The organism is Salinimonas sediminis (assembly GCF_003429285.1).
GTDB lineage: Bacteria > Pseudomonadota > Gammaproteobacteria > Enterobacterales > Alteromonadaceae > Alteromonas > Alteromonas indica.
The window spans coordinates 948,836-968,292 of sequence record NZ_CP031769.1; the positions used below are offsets into that span (position 1 = coordinate 948,836).

Below are 19,457 nucleotides of genomic sequence, written 5' to 3' on the forward strand. Positions count from 1 at the left end.
TGTTTTTTGCCCGACTATTGTCGGGCGTTACGTTGGTTGGGGTAGGGGGCTTCAAAGTTAGACCTGAACGGGTTGATATCCAGGCCGCCGCGCCGGGTATAGCGCGCCAGAACCGTCAGTTTATCAATGCCGGGCAACGCCTTTATATCGCAGAAAATACGCTCGACACATTGTTCATGAAACTCATTATGCTGCCGAAAGCCAATCAGGTATCTCAGTAACTGTTCATGATTTAAGGCCTGGCCTTCATACTTAATCAATACACTGGCCCAGTCGGGTTGGCTGGTTATCAGGCAGTTCGATTTCAGCAAATGGCTAACCAGCGTTTCTGATACCTGTTTGTGTTCCGTTCTTAGCAGGTTCGGGTCAGGGGAATACTGGTCTATTTCGATATCTATATCATCAATCACCACGCCTGCTAATTCTGCAGTAGCAAAGCGATTAAACTGATGGGGTAGAAATACAGCCACCGTCACCTGCTCCCCCGCGCAGCGTGACAAATCAGCTTGAAGTGTCCGTTTAACCGCGTCCAGGTCATCAAAATGGGTTTGGTTATAGCTGTTTAAATATAGCTTAAATGATTTTGACTCAATTAAATTGGCCGAGGTCACCGGCACGTGACACTCTACAATCCCTACCTGTGGTTTGCCTTTGGCATTAAGCCAGGACAGCTCATAGCCGGTCCAGGTATCAATGCCAGAAAAAGGCAGGTCCGGACCGCTGATATGCTGTGCGTCTCGGCTTATCGACCTGGCGACGCCCTGCAATAACTCAGGATTGTAGTGGGCGTCATACGCCACTTGCTGACCAAGGGTTAAATTATCCGGCAAATTTGATGAGGCATTGTTTGTCATAGCGACCACTTAAACCGTAAACTTAAAAAAGAAGCAAATGATACCGCGATTGCGTGGGGTTTGCGATTTCACTCAGGTAATACAATGAAAGGAATTTGGTTATGGCTAACCCGGTAGACGCCGCGCTGGACGATTTTATCGCGCGGTTATTAGGTTTAACACAGCAGCACAATTCACCATTAACGGTAACTTATGATAGTGCATGGCCATCCTCTTGCTACCTGGAACGGGTAGATAACGGTCAGCCGGTTACCTGGAAGCCCACCCCACAAGCGCCAGTATTGTCATTTGCAAAGCTGGAACAAGCATTGGAAATTCAGCTAAATACGCAATTTACGGCTTATTTTACCCGCTATTATTCGGAAAACTTGCCGGCAACTGCGGCGCAGGGGGAGTGTGATTTGCTGCAAGTGCTCAGTGCCGAAGATTTTGAGCGCCTACAGGAAAACCTGATCGGACATATTTTGATGAAGCGTCGCCTGCGCCAACCTGAAACGTTGTTTTTTGGGTTGACCAGCGACGACGATTATATCTTAACCATTGATAACAGTAGTGGTGCGGTACTGTTGGAGCAAGTGGGTAAAAAGTCTGACGACAAACTGGCAGATGATTTGGCCGGATTTATTCAGGCGCTGGCGCCCCGGCTTCCGGTATAACGCTGGATATACGTTGCTCAAGCACAGTGATGGCTGCTTCCAGTTCGGCAACCCGTTTTTCCAGTGACTGAATTTTTTGCGCCTCGGTGGGGGGCGAGCCTGCCTCTTTTAGAGCCGGTTTGGCGGCGCTATTGAATCGCTTTATGGCATCAATTGCCTGGGTAATACTGACTTTGCCCGGCGCTTTTGCCCGCAGTAACGCGATATTAGGCGTGGTGCCTTGCTGATAAAGCTGCTGGCATAACGCGAATAACTGGTCTGAATGTGGATTACTCATAAAAATGCTAACTGTGCTACCCAAAACCAGCAAATTACCATGGCGCGGCCTTAAAGCGTAGTTGTTAGTCTGACTAAATAATAGTGTGGTTTGTTAAATAGTGGTAGTTAATGCAATCGGATGTTTGGTTAAGTTATGTAAAATCAATAGGTTAAAGTTGGCCTTAGATTTGATATGTTCAGGTGTACACAACACTCATATAAAATAAAAAGGAATACGCTAATGAAATATTTACCTTTATTACTGGCATTAAGCGCCCCAGTCGTACTTTCGGGCTGTGTTATTTCCGTAGATGGAAATGACAGTAATCACGCCAGTGAGTGGGAAGAGCGGGAACAGAATAATCGAAAGCATATTAGCAACTTAGAGCAGGGAGCAGCGTTTGAGGCAATCGCCAGAAAAATGGGGGTGGCCGATTTTAGCGAAATGCATCAAAAAGATGACGGGGTTTACCGGGTGTTGTATTACCGCACACAGCGCACTATGGATGACGGCGTAACCACGAAAGATGAGTGTACCCCGCTGGTCTTTAAAAATGGTGCTTTAGTGGGCTGGGGAGATAGTGCCTACAGCGCGCTGTAATCATGGGAAAGAGTGCCTACAGCGCGCTGTAATGATGTGGAAGAGTGCCTACAGCGCTCTGTAATAATGTGGAAGAGTGTTTATAGCAATCTGCAGGCATGCGGAAGAGTGCATTTCAGCGCTGACAACCGACCTGGTTTAGTCGTTAACGCCACTCTGCGCTTTTCTTGCTTTACTTTTTAAGGCATGGTGTGGTTAAACTTTGTACATAGCAAATATTTTGCTGGGTTAAGGAGTTACCATGCCATCGTCTACGCCGGTCTCAGTCGATATCCACGCTGTACAAGCCACCTATTTACAAGCTGACGATCTCAACGTCGCCGCATCTATCGCGTATAACGCCTATCACAATGATGCCTTATTCGAGCATATCTTTCAGGCCGAGCGAGAAGGGTATGAGAGCCGCTTACGTCAGGCCATAAAACAAGAACTCACAGCTTGCTGGGACGCCGAACAAATACTGCTGGGCTTGTTTGAGGGAACGCGGTTGCTGGCGGTAACCTGCATTACGAAGCCAAATCAGGGTTTTGTGCCGGGGCGTATGTGGCATTGGCGATTAAAGATGATGCTCACAGCCGGGCTTTTCTCCACCCGCCAGTTTGTAGAAAAAGAAGAGCGGATTCGGGCGCTAATCCCTGCCGAATCCTTTCATATGATTTCGCTTATAGGCGTACATCCCGACTATCAACATATTGGTCTGGGCCACGTTCTCATGGGGGCCATTGATACTATTGTGGCGCAGAGCGAGGAAAGCCAGGGGGTAGGTGTATTTGCCACCGTGCCTGCCTATCGCTATTTTTTTGAAGATGGCGGTTATTCTAAGGTTACTTCGCTACAAATAGCCGGGGTAGAAGGGGACGTTTTGTATAAAAAGCGTTCAAGCGACATTCCTCTGCGATAAATTGCGTGAACTTTATGTCTTATAATCCGACATCCTGTGTAAGACATATCGTACATCTGCGTAAGTTTTAAGGTTATTTTATCTTCCTCGAAACTATACTTAAGTATAAACCTGATGTTTTTATTGAACTTTTTTAATGTTTGATAGCAGTGTCAAAAAACTGTCTTAAAATTTCTTCAAATTGCCTCTCGCAAAGCTTCTTCAAGCCAGTAATATATCAATCGTCACAGGGAAACACGACGAGTCAGGACGGCGCACGATCAGTATTGAAGGATTAAACGGACGAGCCATCTAACACGGATATGTTGCACAGGGATGTAGGAATAGGACAGTTCGAAGGAATCGAACAGTTAGGACATCTTCAGTGACGAAGAGACCACAAGGTGTGGAGTAAGGACAGGGACCCGGTGAATGATTCACCAGCAAACGGACAACATCAACGGATGATGATTTGCGTGACAGGATGTGCGTAAGCAAGGATAGCAGGTAAGGAACCCGGTCAGGAAGACCGCATGGACAACTTCATAGATGAAGAATGTTACACGAATGGGATGTGTAATAGTGTCAGGGAATCAAGGAAAGGGAACTACTTAAGGATAAGTAGCCTGCACAGGATGCGCAGGGCGAAAATGGAAAGGGCATACAGGGATTTGAAACAGGATGATTTCAACTGCAATGGATGGCTGAGAAGGATGCTCAAAATTTGAAAAAAGCGATGACCTTGAGGTTATCGCTTTTTTTGTATCTATCGCTTTAATTTACCCGATACGGCGGTAAATGGGTGCGCAACACCCGTTGTCCTATCAGCTCCATTTCGCCTACGTAACGGTCTTCACCATTTCCCGAAAACTCAAATACAAAAACAGAATGCCAGTCGATTTTCGCGTATTTAAACGATAATCGCGTTTTACGCCGGGCGACCGACAGTAATTGTAGCTGGTGGGTTTGACAATATTGTTGAATATGCAGATTCGCTCGTTCACTAATGCTGCGAATACGCCAAAACTGAAAACCAATCAATAGTAAGCATAAAAACAGGGTAAGTTCAGCCAGGGTCACATTAGTTTCCTCGGGTGGCAGAAAATAACGCGCCAATCGCCCGCGCCAGCGTTTCACTGCGTTCGGTAGAGCGTAGCAAACCAAGTACTTTGGTGCGTAGGATGGGGATGCTGACTAAGTCGGCAAAAAAGCCTTTAAACAGGGCCCCGTCAAACTGTTGTTGGGTGTCTAATTTGGCCGCATGCTCGAAAAACGCGAGTAATAAGGTGTCGTTCAACTGGTTAAAGTGACGAGCCGCAATAACCGATAATACATCCATATTCAGCTCAGAGGCAGCCAGAATAGCAGCCAGACGTTGTTGAATTTCGGGCATAACCTCATCACAACTTAGCGCTCTTAATACCGCTAGTGCTACAGCCGACTCTTCGCTGGTAATACCATGTTTATCCAGCCATGCCAGCAGATAGTTCTGCACAAGCTGGGGCAATGCAACATGTTCTAAAGCACTTAAGTAGGTTTGCTGAAAATCCGCCGCGTACAATGAAAAATGTTGGGTGAAAGGCTGGTCCAACTGGTTTTTCTCTATGTGGTAGGCGCAGTCGGCGATGGCCTGAATCGACAATGTTTGCCAGTCCATTACCGCAGGATGTCGGATATAGCGTTCGACATCGGCCGTGCCTGTTACCGCTGGCTTATTCAATACATGCCGAATGAGCGCATTAAAATGTGCCATTAGTGTTTGTGGCGGCACAAAATTGTAGGGATTGTCTGGCAGTGTTTCCCCTTGTTCGGTGTCGTCGGCCAGGCTGCTACCTAACGCATCCACAATAATTTGCAAAAAGTGATTACGGGTGGCCGTCACCACCAAACCTTGCTCATCAACCGGCAATTTCAAAAACCAGATGTATTCTTTAGCCTGGGTTTGGCTGGTATTCCAAAATACAATTGCGAACCAGGCGTGTTGCTGGCGGGGGCGCGGAACCAGTAATTTGCCGTTTTCCAAATCTAAAAAGGTTTGGGCGTCAATAGGTGTCAGCCCCCGCCCCATATCTACGACTTGAAAGTTTGTGCCTGCGTGAAGCAAAAATTCACTGATTGATTCAATTGTCTGTGCGCCCATTGTTGCCACCTGTACTGCCTTAAAACCTAAGCCGGGTAGTTTACCTGTCTGCCTTCATGTTGACCAGTCGTGGTATACTTGCGCTTTTTAACAAACCAACCACACAAGCTATGACGCACATTCAAAATATTGAAAATACGTTGCTGCAGATCCAGACGTATTTACAGCAATCAGGTTTATGGAGCGATTGCCCGCCGACTGCTCAGCAGTTAACTTCGCAAGCACCGTTCGCGATAGATACCCTGGCTTTTGAACAATGGTTACAGTTTATTTTCCTACCCCAGCTACGCCAATACCTGACCGAACATGGTAGCTTACCGCCTGCTATGGATGTCGCGCCTATGGCCCAACAGGTGTATGAGGGCGAGCATACTCCACTGGTTCATCAGCTTTTGGTATTAGACAATCTTAGTAAAGCTGAGCCGTTCCATGGATGACCGCGCGCCTCTACCAATTGTGTATCAGGATGACACTCTCGTTGCTATCAACAAACCTGCTGGTTTGTTAGTGCATCGTAGTCCAATCGACAAACGGGAAACCCGTTTTGCGGTACAACAACTAAGAGATCAAATTGGCCGGCATGTCTTTCCCGTGCACCGATTGGACCGTCCCACCAGTGGAATTTTGTTGTTTACCTTTGATGGCGTCAACGCCAGTATTCTGGGGCGACAGATGATGGCACGCCAAATTATTAAGCAATATACGGCTATTGTGCGTGGTTTTGTGCAGGCGCCGGGTATGGTTGATTACGCGTTAAAATTTAAAGCAGACAAATTTGCAGATAAAGATCGCGGCGATATTGCACCTCAACCAGCCTGTACGGTCTATCAACCTGAACGTTATTTTGAATTACCAATACAGTCAGACCGTTACCCCACATCTCGCTATACGTTGGTGCGTTTGTACCCGCATACAGGACGCAAGCATCAACTGCGACGGCACATGGTGCATTTGCGCCATCCTATCCTGGGTGACACCAGTCACGGCGATGGTAAACAAAATAAATTTTTACGTGAACGGTTTGATTTTAAGAATCTGGCCTTAAGTTGTACCAGACTTGGGTTTGAACATCCTGCTTCACAGCGCTGGCTGGAAATTACGTGTTCACCTGGGGCGTCAATCGAGCAGCTGCTAAAAGACTGGCAGGTCTATCAGGTTAAGCATAAAGCATAAGAGGTAATATTTACGATGGCAAAATTAGGGATATTCTGTGGCAGTGTATACGGCAACGCTCAGCATGTTGCGGAACAGGTAGAAGAAAGTTTGGCCTCGCAAGGGTACGACTGTGAGCTGTATGAAGATGCTGCGGTAGCTGATTTCACACAAAATGACGCTATTTTAGTGATTACCTCTACTACCGGGCAAGGGGATGTACCGCCTAATCTGGAATTTGTTTTTTCTGATTTGAAAGACGAATTTCCGCTGCTTAATCAAAAGCCTTTTGCTGTAGCAGGTTTGGGTGACAGCAGTTATGATAATTTCTGTGGAGGCGGCCGACATTTTTATGCGTTACTTACTGAGCTACAAGGTAAGCCGGTAGCTGATATGCTGGAAGTTGACGCGATTGAAACCATGGAGCCTGAAAAGGACGTAGTGGAATGGGTAAATGGCCTTAAAGATAAGCTGTTTGTAGAATAACCAGCCCCAACGCCATATAAAACGGCCTGCATTAGCAGGCCGTCGGGTTACCTGGAAAGGTTACTCAACCCCGCGTAATAACTCATTAATACCCACTTTAGCGCGGGTTTTTGCATCAACTTTCTTTACAATGATTGCTGCATAAAGGCTATGGTCGCCGTCTTTGGCAGGCAGGCTTCCGGCCACTACCACCGAGCCCGCAGGTACGCGACCGTAATGAATTTCGCCTGTCTCACGGTCATAGATACGAGTGCTTTGGCTGATATAAACACCCATAGAAATAACCGAGCCTTCTTCAACAATAACGCCTTCCACTACTTCTGAACGCGCACCGATAAAGCAATTGTCTTCGATAATGGTTGGGTTGGCTTGCAATGGTTCAAGCACTCCGCCAATACCTACGCCACCAGACAAATGTACATTTTTACCTATTTGTGCACATGAGCCTACCGTCGCCCAGGTATCCACCATGGTGCCTTCACCAACGTATGCCCCGATGTTGATATACGATGGCATAACCACCACGTTCTTACCTACAAACGAACCAGTACGGACCGCTGCAGGGGGTACGATACGCACACCATCGCTGGCAAATTGCTCTGCTGTGTAATGGCGATATTTCAATGGCACTTTATCAAAAAAGCGACTCTCCGCACCTTCAATCATTTCATTGTTGTGCAGGCGGAAAAACAAGAGTACCGCTTTTTTCAGCCATTGATGAACCACCCACTTACCATCAATTTTTTCTGCCACCCGGGCGGTGCCGGCATTAAGCATATCAATGGCCTGGCCCACTGCATCACGCACATCTTGTGGTGCTTCTGAAGGAGAAAGTGAGTCGCGGTTGTCAAACGCCTGTTCAATAATAATTTGTAGTTCAGTCATGGTATAGTGATATCTTCAAGTTGGTCGAGTTTGTACAGAATCCGTTTTTTCAGGCCCACCTGCTGGTCCTGAGTCAATGCCTTGCCTTCATCATTTGTCACAATAAACACATCTTCGGCACGCTCCCCAATGGTAGCGATTTTTGCCAGTTTAAGGGTGACATTTTTATCTACAAAGGCGTGGCCTACTTTAGCCAGAATACCGGGCGCATCCAACGCTTCAAGCTCAATCAGCGTATATTCGTCGGCGATATTGAAAAAACGTACTTTTGTAGGGACATCAAGCTGACGCATCTGGCGCGGCAACTTGCGTTTATTATCATGGGCAAAGCCCGGTTTATTCAGTTGACTTAAGATGGCTTCTTCCAGGCTGGTGGTACGGTCGATAGAAGATAAGCGAGAGCCATCATTCTCTAATACCAGCATACTGTCAAAGACATAGCCATCCCGGGTTACGGTGATATGAGCATCATGAATTGAACAATTCCGGCTATCTAATACGGAGGCCACCTGGGCGAACAGAGCGCGACGATCTTTACCGTATATCAAAATCTCCGTCCCCCCTTTGGCAATATTGTCATTCGCCCGAATCAGCAGGGTGTCAGGATCGTTCTTAAACAGATCATCTTCAGCCTGGATGATTTCCCGGGTATGCCAGGCGATTTGCGCAGGTTTAAAGCGCACAAAGTAATCATCATCCATCCGGGTCCACAGCACATCGACCTTGATCTGGTCTTCACCACTTTCGGTAAGCAACTGTTTAGCCAGCTGTTTGTGCATGGTAACCCGCTCATCAATGGTAGCCTGGCATTGAAGACCATTATCCAATGCCTTTTGGGTGATCAGGTACAACTCACGTAACAATGAGGCTTTCCAGTCATTCCACAAATTATCATTGGTGGCCCGAATGTCGGCCAACGTGAGGGCATATAATAAGTTTAAATGATTATGGCTACGCACCGCCGTGGCAAACTCATTGATAACGTCAGGATCGTAAATATCGCGGCGCTGAGCCACGACCGACATCAATAAATGATTTTCCACCAGCCAAGCAATGAGCCGGGCATCTTTATCATCAATATCGTGAGAGGCACAGAAGGTCATTACATCTTTTGCGCCCAACACCGAGTGATCGCCATTGCGGCCTTTAGCAATATCATGAAATATAGCTGCTATATAGAGCAATTCCGGTTTGTCGAGGTTACGCGCAATACGGCCGCAGCGCGGAAATTCGCGGTTCTGCGAGCTGAAATAATGGTTTACGTGCTTTACCAGCCGGTGGGTATGTTCATCTACCGTATAGGCATGAAACAGATCAAACTGCATCATACCAACTATTTTATCCCACTCTGGCAGGTACGACTGTAAAATGCCGTACTCGTGCATTATATCCCAGGCAAAGTCAAAAAAACTGGGATGCCGGAACAGCACCATTATCTTATCCCGACAGGCTTCGCGTTCTACAAAATAAACTTTTTCAAAGGCGCGACGGGTATTACGTAATTGCCTGATCGTATCTGTATCAAGGCCTTCAACAGCGGGGGTATCGGCGACTACTTTCAAAAAGTCCAGCACAGCTTCAGGCGAATTAATGACCTGCTCATGCCGTGGGGCAATCATGCCATCCAATAGCCAGTAATTGTCGTCAATAATGTGCTGCTGTTTGACATTTTGATTGAGCATGTCGTATCGGAACCGGTGAAGTAGCATCTTATTAAGCTCACTAACCCGGCGCACGGTGCGAAAAAAGTCCCGCATCATCCGCTCAACCGAAGCTTTGCCTTCCTCGCCGTACCCGAGCCGTGCAGCCACCTCGGGTTGATAGTCAAACAACAACCGGTTTTCACTGCGCCCTGCTGTTAGGTGCAGGGCAAACCGAAGACGCCATAAGTGCATACGACAGCGAATAAGCTCACTGTGTTCATCTTCAGTAAAATAGCCGTGGCCAACCAGATTCCAGCCGTCATATTCTTTAAAGTGCTTTTTAGCTACCCAGCCAATTGACTGAATGTCGCGTAAGCAACCTGGGTTTTCTTTAACATTCGGCTCAAGATTATATGAGGTGCCATTAAACTTCGCATGACGGGTTTTTTGCTCTTCATATTTGGCCACAAAAAACGCCTGACTAGTCCAGGTATTGCGGCCGTTTATCTCTTCGCGTAATGCTTCAAAGACATTTTCATTGCCAATTAATAAACGGCTTTCTACCAGATTGGTGGCAATGGAAATATCTTCTTTGGCTAACCTGACCGTTTCTTTTATAGTCCGAACAGACTGTCCCACATCCAGTTTAATATCCCATAACAGAGTGATAAAACGGCTGACTTTCTCTTGCGAGTCCGGGCTTAGCGTTTTGCGGCTTAAAATTAACAGGTCAATATCTGAATAGGGCTGTAAATGACCGCGGCCGTAGCCACCGACCGCACACAGGGCAATATCCGAAATCTCATCCAACCGCAGCAGATGCCATAAATGCAGTAGCAGGGCATCAGCAAAATGCGCGCGGCCAGTTACCAGCTGATTTACCGGAGAGGTGTCAAATGCTTTATCCAGCCAGCTATAGCTGTCTTTTACGCATTGCTTGATAGCAAGCAAATCCTCTACTGAGGAAATTTGCTCAACCTGAGCGATTAACTTTTGCAGACTCAAAAATGTATCCTCATCATTACGGTATTCAGACCTTAAGGAAGCGATCGTAACAAACGACCCTTACCGGCACACGCACCTTAGCATGAAAGCCTACACCTCGCAGCCGCAAATAAAGCATAAGTTGGAAGGAAAAATGAATAAATATATAGAAAAGTATATGTTCAAATAGCCGATGCCCCCGCCAATGCAACAACGCGCTTAAGCGCGCCCCGGCAAATTGACAAGGGCTCTGCATACGTAATTAGGCGTGGTTGATTACCCGCGGTAGGTCTTCTTCCTCACGCAAAGTAAGTACCTCAACACCGGTTTCCGTTACCAGCAGTGTATGTTCCCACTGCGCACTCAGGCTACGATCCTTAGTTACCACTGTCCATTGGTCGGGAAGCACTTTTGAATAGCGTTTACCGGCATTAACCATGGGTTCAATGGTAAAACACATACCCGGCACCAGTTCATCCCCGGTACCTGGACGGCCATAGTGTACTATTTGCGGTTCTTCGTGGAAGCCAGCCCCGATACCATGGCCACAATATTCCCGTACAATTGAATAGTTATGCGATTCTGCATGGGTTTGGCAAAGGTGACCGATATCCCCTAAACGCATGCCGGGTTTAACTTGTTCGATCGCCTTATATAAACACTCCTGGGTAACTTTCACCAGGCGCTCTGCCAGTATCGAAGGTTTCCCCACCATAAACATTTTTGAGGTGTCACCGTGATAACCGTCTTTGATTACGGTGACATCAATATTAAGAATATCGCCATCTTTGAGTTTCTTATCAGAAGGTATGCCGTGGCAGATACAGTGATTTACTGACGTACATACTGATTTGGGGAAAGGTGGATGACCATAATTGAGTGGCGCAGGCGTCGCCCCTTGTTCATTTACAATATAATCGTGGCAAATGCTGTTTAGCTCGTCTGTCGTTACGCCTTTTTTTACATAAGGTGTGATCATGGTTAAGACGTCAGAAGCCAGCTTGCCAGCCACGCGCATTTTCTCTATTTCTTCAGCGGTTTTGATAATAGCTGCCACCGGAACCCTCAATAGTTAATAGTCAAACTTACCTTGCTTAATATGGTTGCCTATAGCACATATCAAGCCTAATACCCTTTATGGTAACGGTTCCGCCGACTTCTGTATAGGTTGCCAGGCGATAATGACAGGCTATTTAGTGGATCAAATCGGGCGTTTAACTTGAGTTCAAAGTTTGCTCATGGTATAAAGCGCCCGCCTGTTTGTATGGTTGGGGCAAAAGCTGCTGCTGGCAATGCAAAACAAGGTACGAATATATTCATATAACACACATACACCGACACTTGATATCGGGGTGTCCGGGAGACCGGATCGATGCAAGGGGTGTATGGAGGCCTAACCCCATTAGAGGAAAAAATCATGGCTAATGTTTCAATGCGTGACATGCTAAAAGCTGGTGTTCACTTCGGTCACCAAACCCGTTACTGGAACCCTAAGATGAAACCTTACATCTTTGGTGCGCGTAACAAGGTTCATATCATCAACCTGGAAAAAACGGTTCCGCTTTTTAATGAAGCGATGAACTACCTTTCTGGCGTTGCTGCTAAAAAAGGTAAAATCCTTTTTGTTGGTACTAAGCGTGCAGCCGGTGAAGCGGTTAAAGACGCAGCGGTAAAATGTGATCAGTTCTATGTAAACAAGCGCTGGTTAGGCGGTATGTTGACTAACTGGAAAACAGTTCGTCAGTCTATCAAACGTCTGAAAGAGCTTGAGCAAAAAAGCCAGGATGGTACTTTCGAAAAGCTAACCAAAAAAGAAGCGTTGATGTTACAGCGTGAAATGGACAAGCTTGAGAACAGCCTGGGTGGTATCAAAGACATGGGCGGACTGCCTGATGCAATCTTTGTTATCGATGCTGACCACGAACACATCGCCGTAACAGAAGCGCGTAACCTGGGTATCCCGGTTGTTGGTGTGGTTGATACCAACTCTAACCCAGATGGCGTAGATTACGTTATCCCTGGTAACGATGACGCAATCCGTGCAATCCAGCTGTATCTGGAAGCTGCTGCAAGTGCTGTTAGCGCTGGTCGTAACAGCAACCTGGAAGCGCAAGCTGAGCAGGACGACTTCGTAGAAGCTGCTGAGTAATAGCATTCGGCACCAATGACAGCGTCATGCATTGACATGGTGCTGTCATAATACAAGATGAATATCTTTGAAGGGGCAGTGGCCCCTTTTACCATTAGAAAATATTAATGCTGAGGAATTGAAAAATGGCAGTGACTGCAGCACTAGTTAAAGAACTACGTGAGCGCACAGGCGCAGGCATGATGGACTGTAAAAAAGCACTGGTCGAGACTGACGGTGATATCGAACTGGCCATCGAAAATATGCGCAAGTCTGGACAGGCAAAAGCTGCGAAAAAAGCAGGTCGTATCGCCGCTGAAGGCGTTATCCTGACTAAAGTCAGTGGTAATCGCGCGACTATGCTTGAACTAAACTGTGAAACGGATTTCGTTGCTCGCGACGAAGGTTTCTTAAAGTTTGGTAACGAGATTCTAAATGTTGCCCACGAACAAAATATCAACGATATCGATGCGTTGAACGATGCTGAACTGAACGGTAAGAAAATCAGTGAAGTACGTGAAGACCTAATCACTAAAATCGGTGAGAACATTTCTCCTCGTCGCGTAGTTAACGTGGAAGGTGAAAACCTGGGTGCTTACGTACACGGCGGCCGTATCGGTGTGGTATCTATTCTTACTGGTGGCGAAGAAAGCCTGGCTAAAGACGTGTCTATGCACGTTGCTGCTGCGAGCCCGCAGTTTGTTAAGCCAGAAGATGTGCCAGAAGACGTTGTAGAGAAAGAAAAAAGCATCCAAATCGGCATTGCTATGCAGTCTGGCAAGCCAGCTGATATTGCCGAGAAAATGGTTGCCGGCCGGATGAAGAAATTCTCTGGTGAAATCAGCCTGACAGGTCAGCCTTTCGTAAAAGATCCTTCTAACACCGTAGGTGAGTTGCTTAAGAGCAACAACACCGACGTAATTAACTTCATTCGTTTTGAAGTTGGTGAAGGTATTGAGAAGAAAAGCGAAGATTTCGCGGCTGAAGTTGCTGCGCAAATGGAAGCAGCAAAGAAATAAATACTGCCTTCTACTTTTGCATGACGCAATAGTCAGATACACTACGGGCACCTCTTCGGAGGTGCTTTTTTATAAGTAAAATCACGGTAACGGGCACGCAACGCCCAATAGTTAAGTCGTTTTGTCCCATTTCTTGCATAGTGAGAAATATGACAAGCCGAGTTCATATAGGACAAATCAAACAATGAGCATCACACCAAAATCAGCCTATCGTCGTATTTTGTTAAAACTCAGTGGCGAAGCCCTGATGGGCGCCGAAGGTTTCGGCATCGACCCCAAAGTACTTGACAGAATGGCACAGGAAATTAAAGAGCTGGTCGAACTGGGTGTGCAGGTTGGTCTGGTTATTGGTGGCGGTAATCTGTTTCGTGGCGAAGGGCTGGCCAAGGCTGGCATGAACCGCGTGGTGGGCGACCATATGGGAATGCTGGCTACCGTAATGAATGGCCTGGCGATGCGCGATGCGCTTCATCGGGCATTTGTAAATGCGCGTATGATGTCTGCTATTCCTTTAAACGGGGTATGTGACGCGTACAACTGGGCCGAAGCTATTAGTTTGCTAAAATCTGGCCGCGTGGTTATTTTCTCTGCCGGTACCGGAAACCCTTTCTTTACTACCGATTCAGCCGCGTGTTTACGGGGTATTGAGATTGAAGCCGATGCGGTATTAAAAGCCACCAAAGTAGACGGTGTTTATAGTGATGACCCGGCTAAAAATCCTGATGCTCAGCTTTATTCGCAGCTTACTTACGATGAAGTGCTGGAAAAAGAACTCAAAGTAATGGATTTGTCTGCGTTTACGCTGGCGCGCGACCACGGTGTGCCTATTCGCGTGTTCAATATGAACAAGCCTGGTTGCCTGAAAAAAGTGGTAATGGGCGAGCCGGAAGGCACGCTGATTGACCGTGCTGACAAACTGTAAAAGAAAATAGGAACAAAATCGTGATTGATGAAATTGAATTAGATGCGCGTGAGCGTATGGATAAAAGCATCAGCGCACTGAAAAGTCAGTTAAGTAAAATCCGTACTGGCCGGGCGCACCCAAGCCTGCTGGATGGGATTCAGGTATCGTATTACGGTGCTGACACGCCGCTGAAGCAAATTGCTAATGTTATTGCCGAAGATAGCCGAACGCTGGCGCTGACCGTGTTTGACAAAAGCGCCACGCAAGCCGTCGAAAAGGCTATTATGCAGTCAGATTTGGGATTAAACCCAATGAGCGCCGGCACCACCATTCGCATTCCAATGCCTCCACTAACTGAAGAGCGCCGTAAAGATTTGATCAAAGTCGTTCGCGCGGAAGCCGAGCAGGGGCGGGTCGCTATTCGGAATATACGCCGCGACGCCAACAGCGATGTAAAAGAGCTACTTAAGGAAAAGGATATTAGCGAAGACGAAAGTCGCGCAGCAGAAGAAAATATCCAGACCCTGACCAACGACTTTATTAAGCAGGTGGACAGCATTCTGGCGGTTAAAGAAAAAGAACTAATGGAAGTCTAATAGCTGTCATGTTATCTAAGCGGTCACAACCCGCCCAAAAGACCGTGTCGGCCCCGCCTGAACAGGCCGGGCCACGTCATGTTGCCATTATTATGGATGGTAACGGTCGCTGGGCTCAGAAAAAAGGTAAGATTCGTACATTTGGCCATAAGGCGGGTGTAGAGTCGGTCCGGTCAGTGGTTCGGTTTGCTCGGCAAACCGGTATTCAGTCACTTACTCTGTTCGCATTTAGTAGTGAAAACTGGAAGCGCCCAGAGGAAGAAGTCAGCGTGCTAATGGAATTGTTTAATCTGGTATTAAACAGTGAAGTTAAGCGTCTGCACAAAAACGATGTCAGATTGAAAGTGATAGGCGATGTGTCCGCTTTCGACGACAAACTTAAAGCCAAAATTCGTAAAGCCGAAGAGATGACCGCCAATAACAGTGCACTGGTACTGAATATTGCGGCCAATTATGGTGGCCGTTGGGATATTGCCCACGCTGCCCAGACTCTGGCTAAACAGGTACAGGATAATCTACTTGCGCCTGAGCAAATCGACGAAGATAAGCTTGGTCAGTATATTTCTACCGCAGAGCTTCCCGAGCTGGATTTGTTAATTCGTACCGGCGGTGAACGTAGAATTAGTAATTTTTTACTATGGCAATGTGCCTATGCTGAACTGTACTTTACCGATGTGCTATGGCCTGATTTTACGGAACAAGTGTTCCAGGTAGCCGTAGACGATTACAATGTGCGTCAGCGCAGATTCGGCTTAACCGGTGAACAGGTAAGCGTGTCACAGCGCTAGCAGGCTAATCCTGCTAAGCCTGGCTGACAACGAGGAGCCGAAGAGCCGCTATGCTAAAACAACGTATAATAACCGCATTAATCCTGGCGCCATTGGCGCTGTTTGCCATTTTGTTTCTGCCAATCTGGTGGTTTGAAGTCGCCATAGCTGGGGTAATAGGCCTGGGCGCGTACGAATGGGCTAATATGTCTGGCATGACAGCCAGGCCGCAAAAAATTGCCTTAATGGTCGCGGCATTTGCCACTTGTATGGTGCTGTCGGCAATTGTTGATGTAGAAAGAATCTGGTATCAGGGTCAATTACATGGCTTGTACCATTTTATTCTCGGTGTGGCGGCCTTCTGGTGGTTAGTGTCGCTGGTTATGATCATCGCCTATCCCCGCTATTCAGCATTTTGGCGTACCAGTATCCCCATTCGCTGTATTTTCGGCGCGCTGACGTTGATTCCTACGTGGGTGGCGGTGGTAAGTTTGCGTACCAGTTTGCATGACGTTGACCCCTTTTACGGTTCATCCCTTATATTTTACGTCTTAGGCATTGTATGGGCCGCAGACATTGGCGCTTTCTTTGTCGGTGTAAAGTTTGGCCGACATAAGCTGCGACCAAACGTATCACCGGGCAAAACCCTTGAAGGCCTGTTAGGCGGGATAGCGGCTTCATTTGCTATTATTGCGTTTGCCGCTTTGCATTACCACGTCACCTTTTCCCGAATCTGGTTACACTTACTCATTGGTGGTATTACAGTTGCCGTCTCTGCACTGGGCGACCTTAACGAAAGTATGTTAAAGCGTTGCGCCGGCATCAAAGACAGTGGCAGATTATTACCCGGCCACGGTGGGGTGCTGGATCGGATTGACAGTCTGACAGCGGCGTTTCCGGTGTTCGCCTTTTGCTATGTAACCTGGATGGCATAATGCAGACCATTACCATTTTAGGTTCCACCGGCTCAATTGGCTGCAATACTCTGGATGTTGTTTCCCGCCACCCCGATAAATACCGGGTGTTTGCTATTACCGGCAACAGTCAGCTTGATTTATTAGTGCAACAGGCTCGCCAATGTGCGCCACGTTATGTGGTGGTGGCCGATGAGCAGCGCTACAATCAGGCCAGAGCGCTAATGCAGGAGCAGGGGATTGAAGCGGAATTATTGTGCGGGGCACAAGCCCTGGAAGATGTTTCAAGCGCCCCTGAAGTAGATGCTGTTATGGCCGCTATCGTAGGAGCCGCAGGTTTAATGCCTACCATGGCCGCGGTTAAAGCAGGTAAGCGGGTGTTACTGGCGAATAAAGAAGCCCTGGTAATGTCAGGTGATTTGTTTATTGATACGGCTCGTCAGTGTGGTGCCACGATTTTGCCCATCGATAGCGAACACAATGCAATCTTTCAGTGTTTACCGACCAACTTTGAATATGGCAATCTGGCGGCCTCCGGTATCCAGCACTTGCTATTAACCGGTTCGGGCGGACCATTTCGCCAGCGCGAGCTGGCCACGTTTAACGATATTACCGTAGCCCAGGCTTGTTCACATCCAAACTGGGATATGGGGCGTAAAATTACCGTTGACTCGGCCACCATGATGAACAAAGGGTTAGAATTTATCGAAGCCTGTCGTTTATTTGGTACCCGGGCTGACCAAATTACAGTCGTACTGCATCCCCAAAGCACCATCCACTCAATGGTTCAGTATACCGACGGTTCAGTGCTGGCCCAGATGGGACATCCTGACATGCGCACCCCTATTGCATACGGATTGGCTTATCCTGAGCGTATTGACGCCGGGGTAGCGCCGTTAAACTTTGCAACGCTGGCCGACCTGACATTTGATACGCCCTGTCGTGAACGTTATCCCAATCTGTATTTGGCTATTGAGGCGTGTCAGGAAGGACAGTGGGCCACCACCAGTTTGAATGCCGCTAACGAGATAGCGGTAGAAGCTTTTTTACAAGAACAAATTGGCTTTTGCGATATCGCCAGAGTAAATCAGGAAACCCTGAATAAATTGGAACCAATGCCCGTTTGTTCACTCCAACAAATTCTCGAGCAAGACAGAGTCGCGCGCGAGATGGCGACAAGTGTGATTAGAGGTTTGAGCTAGTGTTTTCATTTCTGTGGAGTCTGGGTGCATTTATCGTCGCGCTGGGGGTACTGGTTGCGGTACATGAATGGGGGCATTTTTATGTCGCTCGCTTATGCGGCGTACAGGTCGAACGATTCTCCATCGGTTTTGGCAAACCATTTTGGCGTCGAACTGACAAACATGGCACCGAATTTGTGTTAGCGGCCATCCCATTGGGCGGTTATGTCCGGATGCTTGATGAACGGGTAGATACCGTGGCCGATAATCTTAAGCACAAAGCGTTTAATAACAAGCCCGTAGGCCAGCGAATGGCGATCATTGCCGCAGGACCGGTAGTTAACTTTTTATTTGCTATTGTGGCACTGTTTGTAATGAACCTGGTGGGGTTGCAAACAGTAAAGCCGATAGTAGGGGAAGTGACCCCAGCTTCGGTCTCAGCGCAAGCCGGGCTGGAATCTGGTTCACTTATTACCGCAGTGGGTTCACGGGATACCGCTGACTGGGAAGCCGTGAACCTTGAACTGGTATCTTACATCGGCCAGTCGTCGATACCGATAACCGCCCAAACGGCAAATGGTGATAGTCGATCACTGGAGTTTGATACCAGTAACTGGAACTTTGACCCCGAAAAAGAGTCTGCACTAGACAGTTTGGGAATGCAGCCCTATCGGCCAGCCGCTAAGCTCGAGTTGTCGGTGGTAGCACCGGATAGTCCGGCCAGTAAAGCGGGCTTGCAGGTAGGCGATAACCTGCTCAGCCTAGATGGCGAACCTATCGAAAGCTGGGAAGGTTTAGTTGCTACCATAGGCGAGCGTCCTGGTGAAAAAGTGACATTTGAGGTAAGCCGGGATGGACAATCGAGTACGATCGATGCCACCATCGCCCGCCGGGATACTCAACAGGGACAGATTGGCTACCTGGGTGTAAGCCCTACCTTTGAGCCCTGGCCACAAGGATACGTGTTCGTTCATCAGTATGGCCCGGTAGAGGCACTGGTGAAGGCAGCGGATAAAACCTGGCGGCTGATGACCTTAAGTGTGTCGATGATTGGCAAACTGGTAACCGGCGATGTCTCGCTGAATAATTTAAGCGGACCCATATCAATAGCTCAGGGCGCGGGAGTTAGCGCTGGATACGGGTTGGTCTACTTTCTGAGCTTTTTAGCATTGATTAGTGTCAATCTTGGCATAATCAATTTACTGCCTCTTCCTATGCTTGATGGGGGACATTTAATGTACTTCACCATTGAATGGCTAACTGGGAAGCCTGTTTCTGAAGCAGTTCAGGAATGGGGATTTAGAATCGGCGGGGTAATACTTCTGATGTTTATGGGTATTGCCATCTTTAACGATATTAGCCGCATCGCCTGATAGGGTGCAGCGCTAAATAATCAAATATATTGAAAT

The 19,457-nt window shown here is 47.6% G+C and carries 21 protein-coding genes; 14 read left to right on the forward strand and 7 right to left on the reverse strand.

What is annotated here, in order from left to right; translation table 11 throughout:
* Positions 1-14: 14 nt before the first annotated feature.
* On the reverse strand, positions 15-854 hold the full coding sequence (gene queF / locus D0Y50_RS04285) for an NADPH-dependent 7-cyano-7-deazaguanine reductase QueF (RefSeq protein WP_117315673.1): 840 nt from the start codon (positions 852-854) through the stop codon (positions 15-17).
* A gap of 101 nt (positions 855-955) precedes the next feature.
* Here queF and syd point away from each other — a divergent pair, with 101 nt between their 5' ends.
* Entirely contained in the window at positions 956-1,510 is a 555-nt protein-coding gene (gene syd, locus D0Y50_RS04290; protein ID WP_117315675.1) for a SecY-interacting protein, read from the forward strand.
* Here syd and D0Y50_RS04295 read toward each other — a convergent pair.
* Complete coding sequence (locus tag D0Y50_RS04295; RefSeq protein ID WP_176582447.1) at positions 1,476-1,787, reverse strand: hypothetical protein; 312 nt, start codon at positions 1,785-1,787, stop codon at positions 1,476-1,478. The two genes, syd and D0Y50_RS04295, sit on opposite strands and share 35 nt — an antisense overlap.
* A 222-nt stretch (positions 1,788-2,009) precedes the next feature.
* Between D0Y50_RS04295 and D0Y50_RS04300 the strand changes: the two genes are divergently transcribed.
* Together D0Y50_RS04300 and D0Y50_RS04305 are read left to right on the forward strand one after the other, a co-directional pair.
* Positions 2,010-2,369 (forward strand): DUF3192 domain-containing protein, encoded by a 360-nt coding sequence (locus D0Y50_RS04300; protein ID WP_108567934.1) that lies wholly within the window; start codon positions 2,010-2,012, stop codon positions 2,367-2,369.
* 241 nt (positions 2,370-2,610) lie between these two features.
* Entirely contained in the window at positions 2,611-3,270 is a 660-nt protein-coding gene (locus tag D0Y50_RS04305) for a GNAT family N-acetyltransferase (protein WP_108567933.1), read from the forward strand.
* 753 nt (positions 3,271-4,023) lie between these two features.
* On the opposite strand, the gene D0Y50_RS04315 is transcribed toward D0Y50_RS04305, so the two are convergent.
* Both D0Y50_RS04315 and D0Y50_RS04320 read right to left on the reverse strand, forming a co-directional pair.
* Complete coding sequence (locus D0Y50_RS04315) at positions 4,024-4,329, reverse strand: DUF3301 domain-containing protein (protein ID WP_108567931.1); 306 nt, start codon at positions 4,327-4,329, stop codon at positions 4,024-4,026.
* Between the two features lies 1 nt (position 4,330).
* Positions 4,331-5,389, reverse strand: coding sequence for a DUF3549 family protein (locus tag D0Y50_RS04320; RefSeq protein WP_117315677.1), 1,059 nt, complete (start codon positions 5,387-5,389; stop codon positions 4,331-4,333).
* 110 nt (positions 5,390-5,499) lie between these two features.
* Here D0Y50_RS04320 and D0Y50_RS04325 point away from each other — a divergent pair, with 110 nt between their 5' ends.
* Genes D0Y50_RS04325 through D0Y50_RS04335 form a run of 3 tightly spaced genes read left to right on the forward strand, consistent with a single transcriptional unit; the run spans position 5,500 to position 7,027 of the window.
* On the forward strand, positions 5,500-5,826 hold the full coding sequence (locus D0Y50_RS04325; RefSeq protein WP_170145446.1) for a YqcC family protein: 327 nt from the start codon (positions 5,500-5,502) through the stop codon (positions 5,824-5,826).
* On the forward strand, positions 5,819-6,562 hold the full coding sequence (locus D0Y50_RS04330) for a pseudouridine synthase (protein ID WP_117315681.1): 744 nt from the start codon (positions 5,819-5,821) through the stop codon (positions 6,560-6,562). The genes D0Y50_RS04325 and D0Y50_RS04330 overlap by 8 nt, the downstream gene beginning before the upstream one ends.
* A 15-nt stretch (positions 6,563-6,577) precedes the next feature.
* Positions 6,578-7,027, forward strand: a complete 450-nt coding sequence (locus D0Y50_RS04335) for a flavodoxin (RefSeq protein WP_108567927.1) — start codon at positions 6,578-6,580, stop codon at positions 7,025-7,027.
* A 60-nt stretch (positions 7,028-7,087) separates the two neighbouring features.
* Here D0Y50_RS04335 and dapD read toward each other — a convergent pair whose 3' ends face one another.
* From dapD to map, 3 genes are all read right to left on the reverse strand, one after another.
* Entirely contained in the window at positions 7,088-7,912 is an 825-nt protein-coding gene (gene dapD / locus D0Y50_RS04340) for a 2,3,4,5-tetrahydropyridine-2,6-dicarboxylate N-succinyltransferase (protein ID WP_108567926.1), read from the reverse strand.
* Positions 7,909-10,560: a [protein-PII] uridylyltransferase gene (gene glnD, locus D0Y50_RS04345; RefSeq protein ID WP_117315683.1), complete on the reverse strand. Its 2,652-nt coding sequence runs from the start codon at positions 10,558-10,560 to the stop codon at positions 7,909-7,911. The genes dapD and glnD overlap by 4 nt, the downstream gene beginning before the upstream one ends.
* A gap of 241 nt (positions 10,561-10,801) precedes the next feature.
* Positions 10,802-11,596: a type I methionyl aminopeptidase gene (gene map, locus D0Y50_RS04350; protein WP_108567924.1), complete on the reverse strand. Its 795-nt coding sequence runs from the start codon at positions 11,594-11,596 to the stop codon at positions 10,802-10,804.
* Between the two features lie 360 nt (positions 11,597-11,956).
* Here map and rpsB point away from each other — a divergent pair, with 360 nt between their 5' ends.
* From rpsB to rseP, 8 genes are all read left to right on the forward strand, one after another.
* Positions 11,957-12,688, forward strand: a complete 732-nt coding sequence (gene rpsB, locus D0Y50_RS04355; RefSeq protein ID WP_108567971.1) for a 30S ribosomal protein S2 — start codon at positions 11,957-11,959, stop codon at positions 12,686-12,688.
* Positions 12,689-12,813: 125 nt separating this feature from the next.
* A complete protein-coding gene (tsf, locus tag D0Y50_RS04360) occupies positions 12,814-13,686 on the forward strand; it encodes a translation elongation factor Ts (RefSeq protein WP_108567923.1) in 873 nt (290 codons plus the stop codon).
* Positions 13,687-13,870: 184 nt separating this feature from the next.
* The gene (pyrH, locus tag D0Y50_RS04365; protein ID WP_108567922.1) at positions 13,871-14,608 is read left to right on the forward strand and encodes a UMP kinase; all 738 of its coding nucleotides are present in this window, start codon (positions 13,871-13,873) and stop codon (positions 14,606-14,608) included.
* Positions 14,609-14,628: 20 nt separating this feature from the next.
* Positions 14,629-15,186 (forward strand): ribosome recycling factor, encoded by a 558-nt coding sequence (gene frr / locus D0Y50_RS04370; RefSeq protein WP_108567921.1) that lies wholly within the window; start codon positions 14,629-14,631, stop codon positions 15,184-15,186.
* Positions 15,187-15,194: 8 nt separating this feature from the next.
* Positions 15,195-15,974, forward strand: a complete 780-nt coding sequence (uppS, locus tag D0Y50_RS04375) for a polyprenyl diphosphate synthase (RefSeq protein WP_108567920.1) — start codon at positions 15,195-15,197, stop codon at positions 15,972-15,974.
* 50 nt (positions 15,975-16,024) lie between these two features.
* Complete coding sequence (locus tag D0Y50_RS04380; RefSeq protein ID WP_108567919.1) at positions 16,025-16,888, forward strand: phosphatidate cytidylyltransferase; 864 nt, start codon at positions 16,025-16,027, stop codon at positions 16,886-16,888.
* Positions 16,888-18,069, forward strand: coding sequence for a 1-deoxy-D-xylulose-5-phosphate reductoisomerase (gene ispC / locus D0Y50_RS04385; RefSeq protein ID WP_117315685.1), 1,182 nt, complete (start codon positions 16,888-16,890; stop codon positions 18,067-18,069). The genes D0Y50_RS04380 and ispC overlap by 1 nt, the downstream gene beginning before the upstream one ends.
* Complete coding sequence (gene rseP / locus D0Y50_RS04390; RefSeq protein WP_117315687.1) at positions 18,069-19,421, forward strand: sigma E protease regulator RseP; 1,353 nt, start codon at positions 18,069-18,071, stop codon at positions 19,419-19,421. The genes ispC and rseP overlap by 1 nt, the downstream gene beginning before the upstream one ends.
* Positions 19,422-19,457 lie beyond the last annotated feature (36 nt).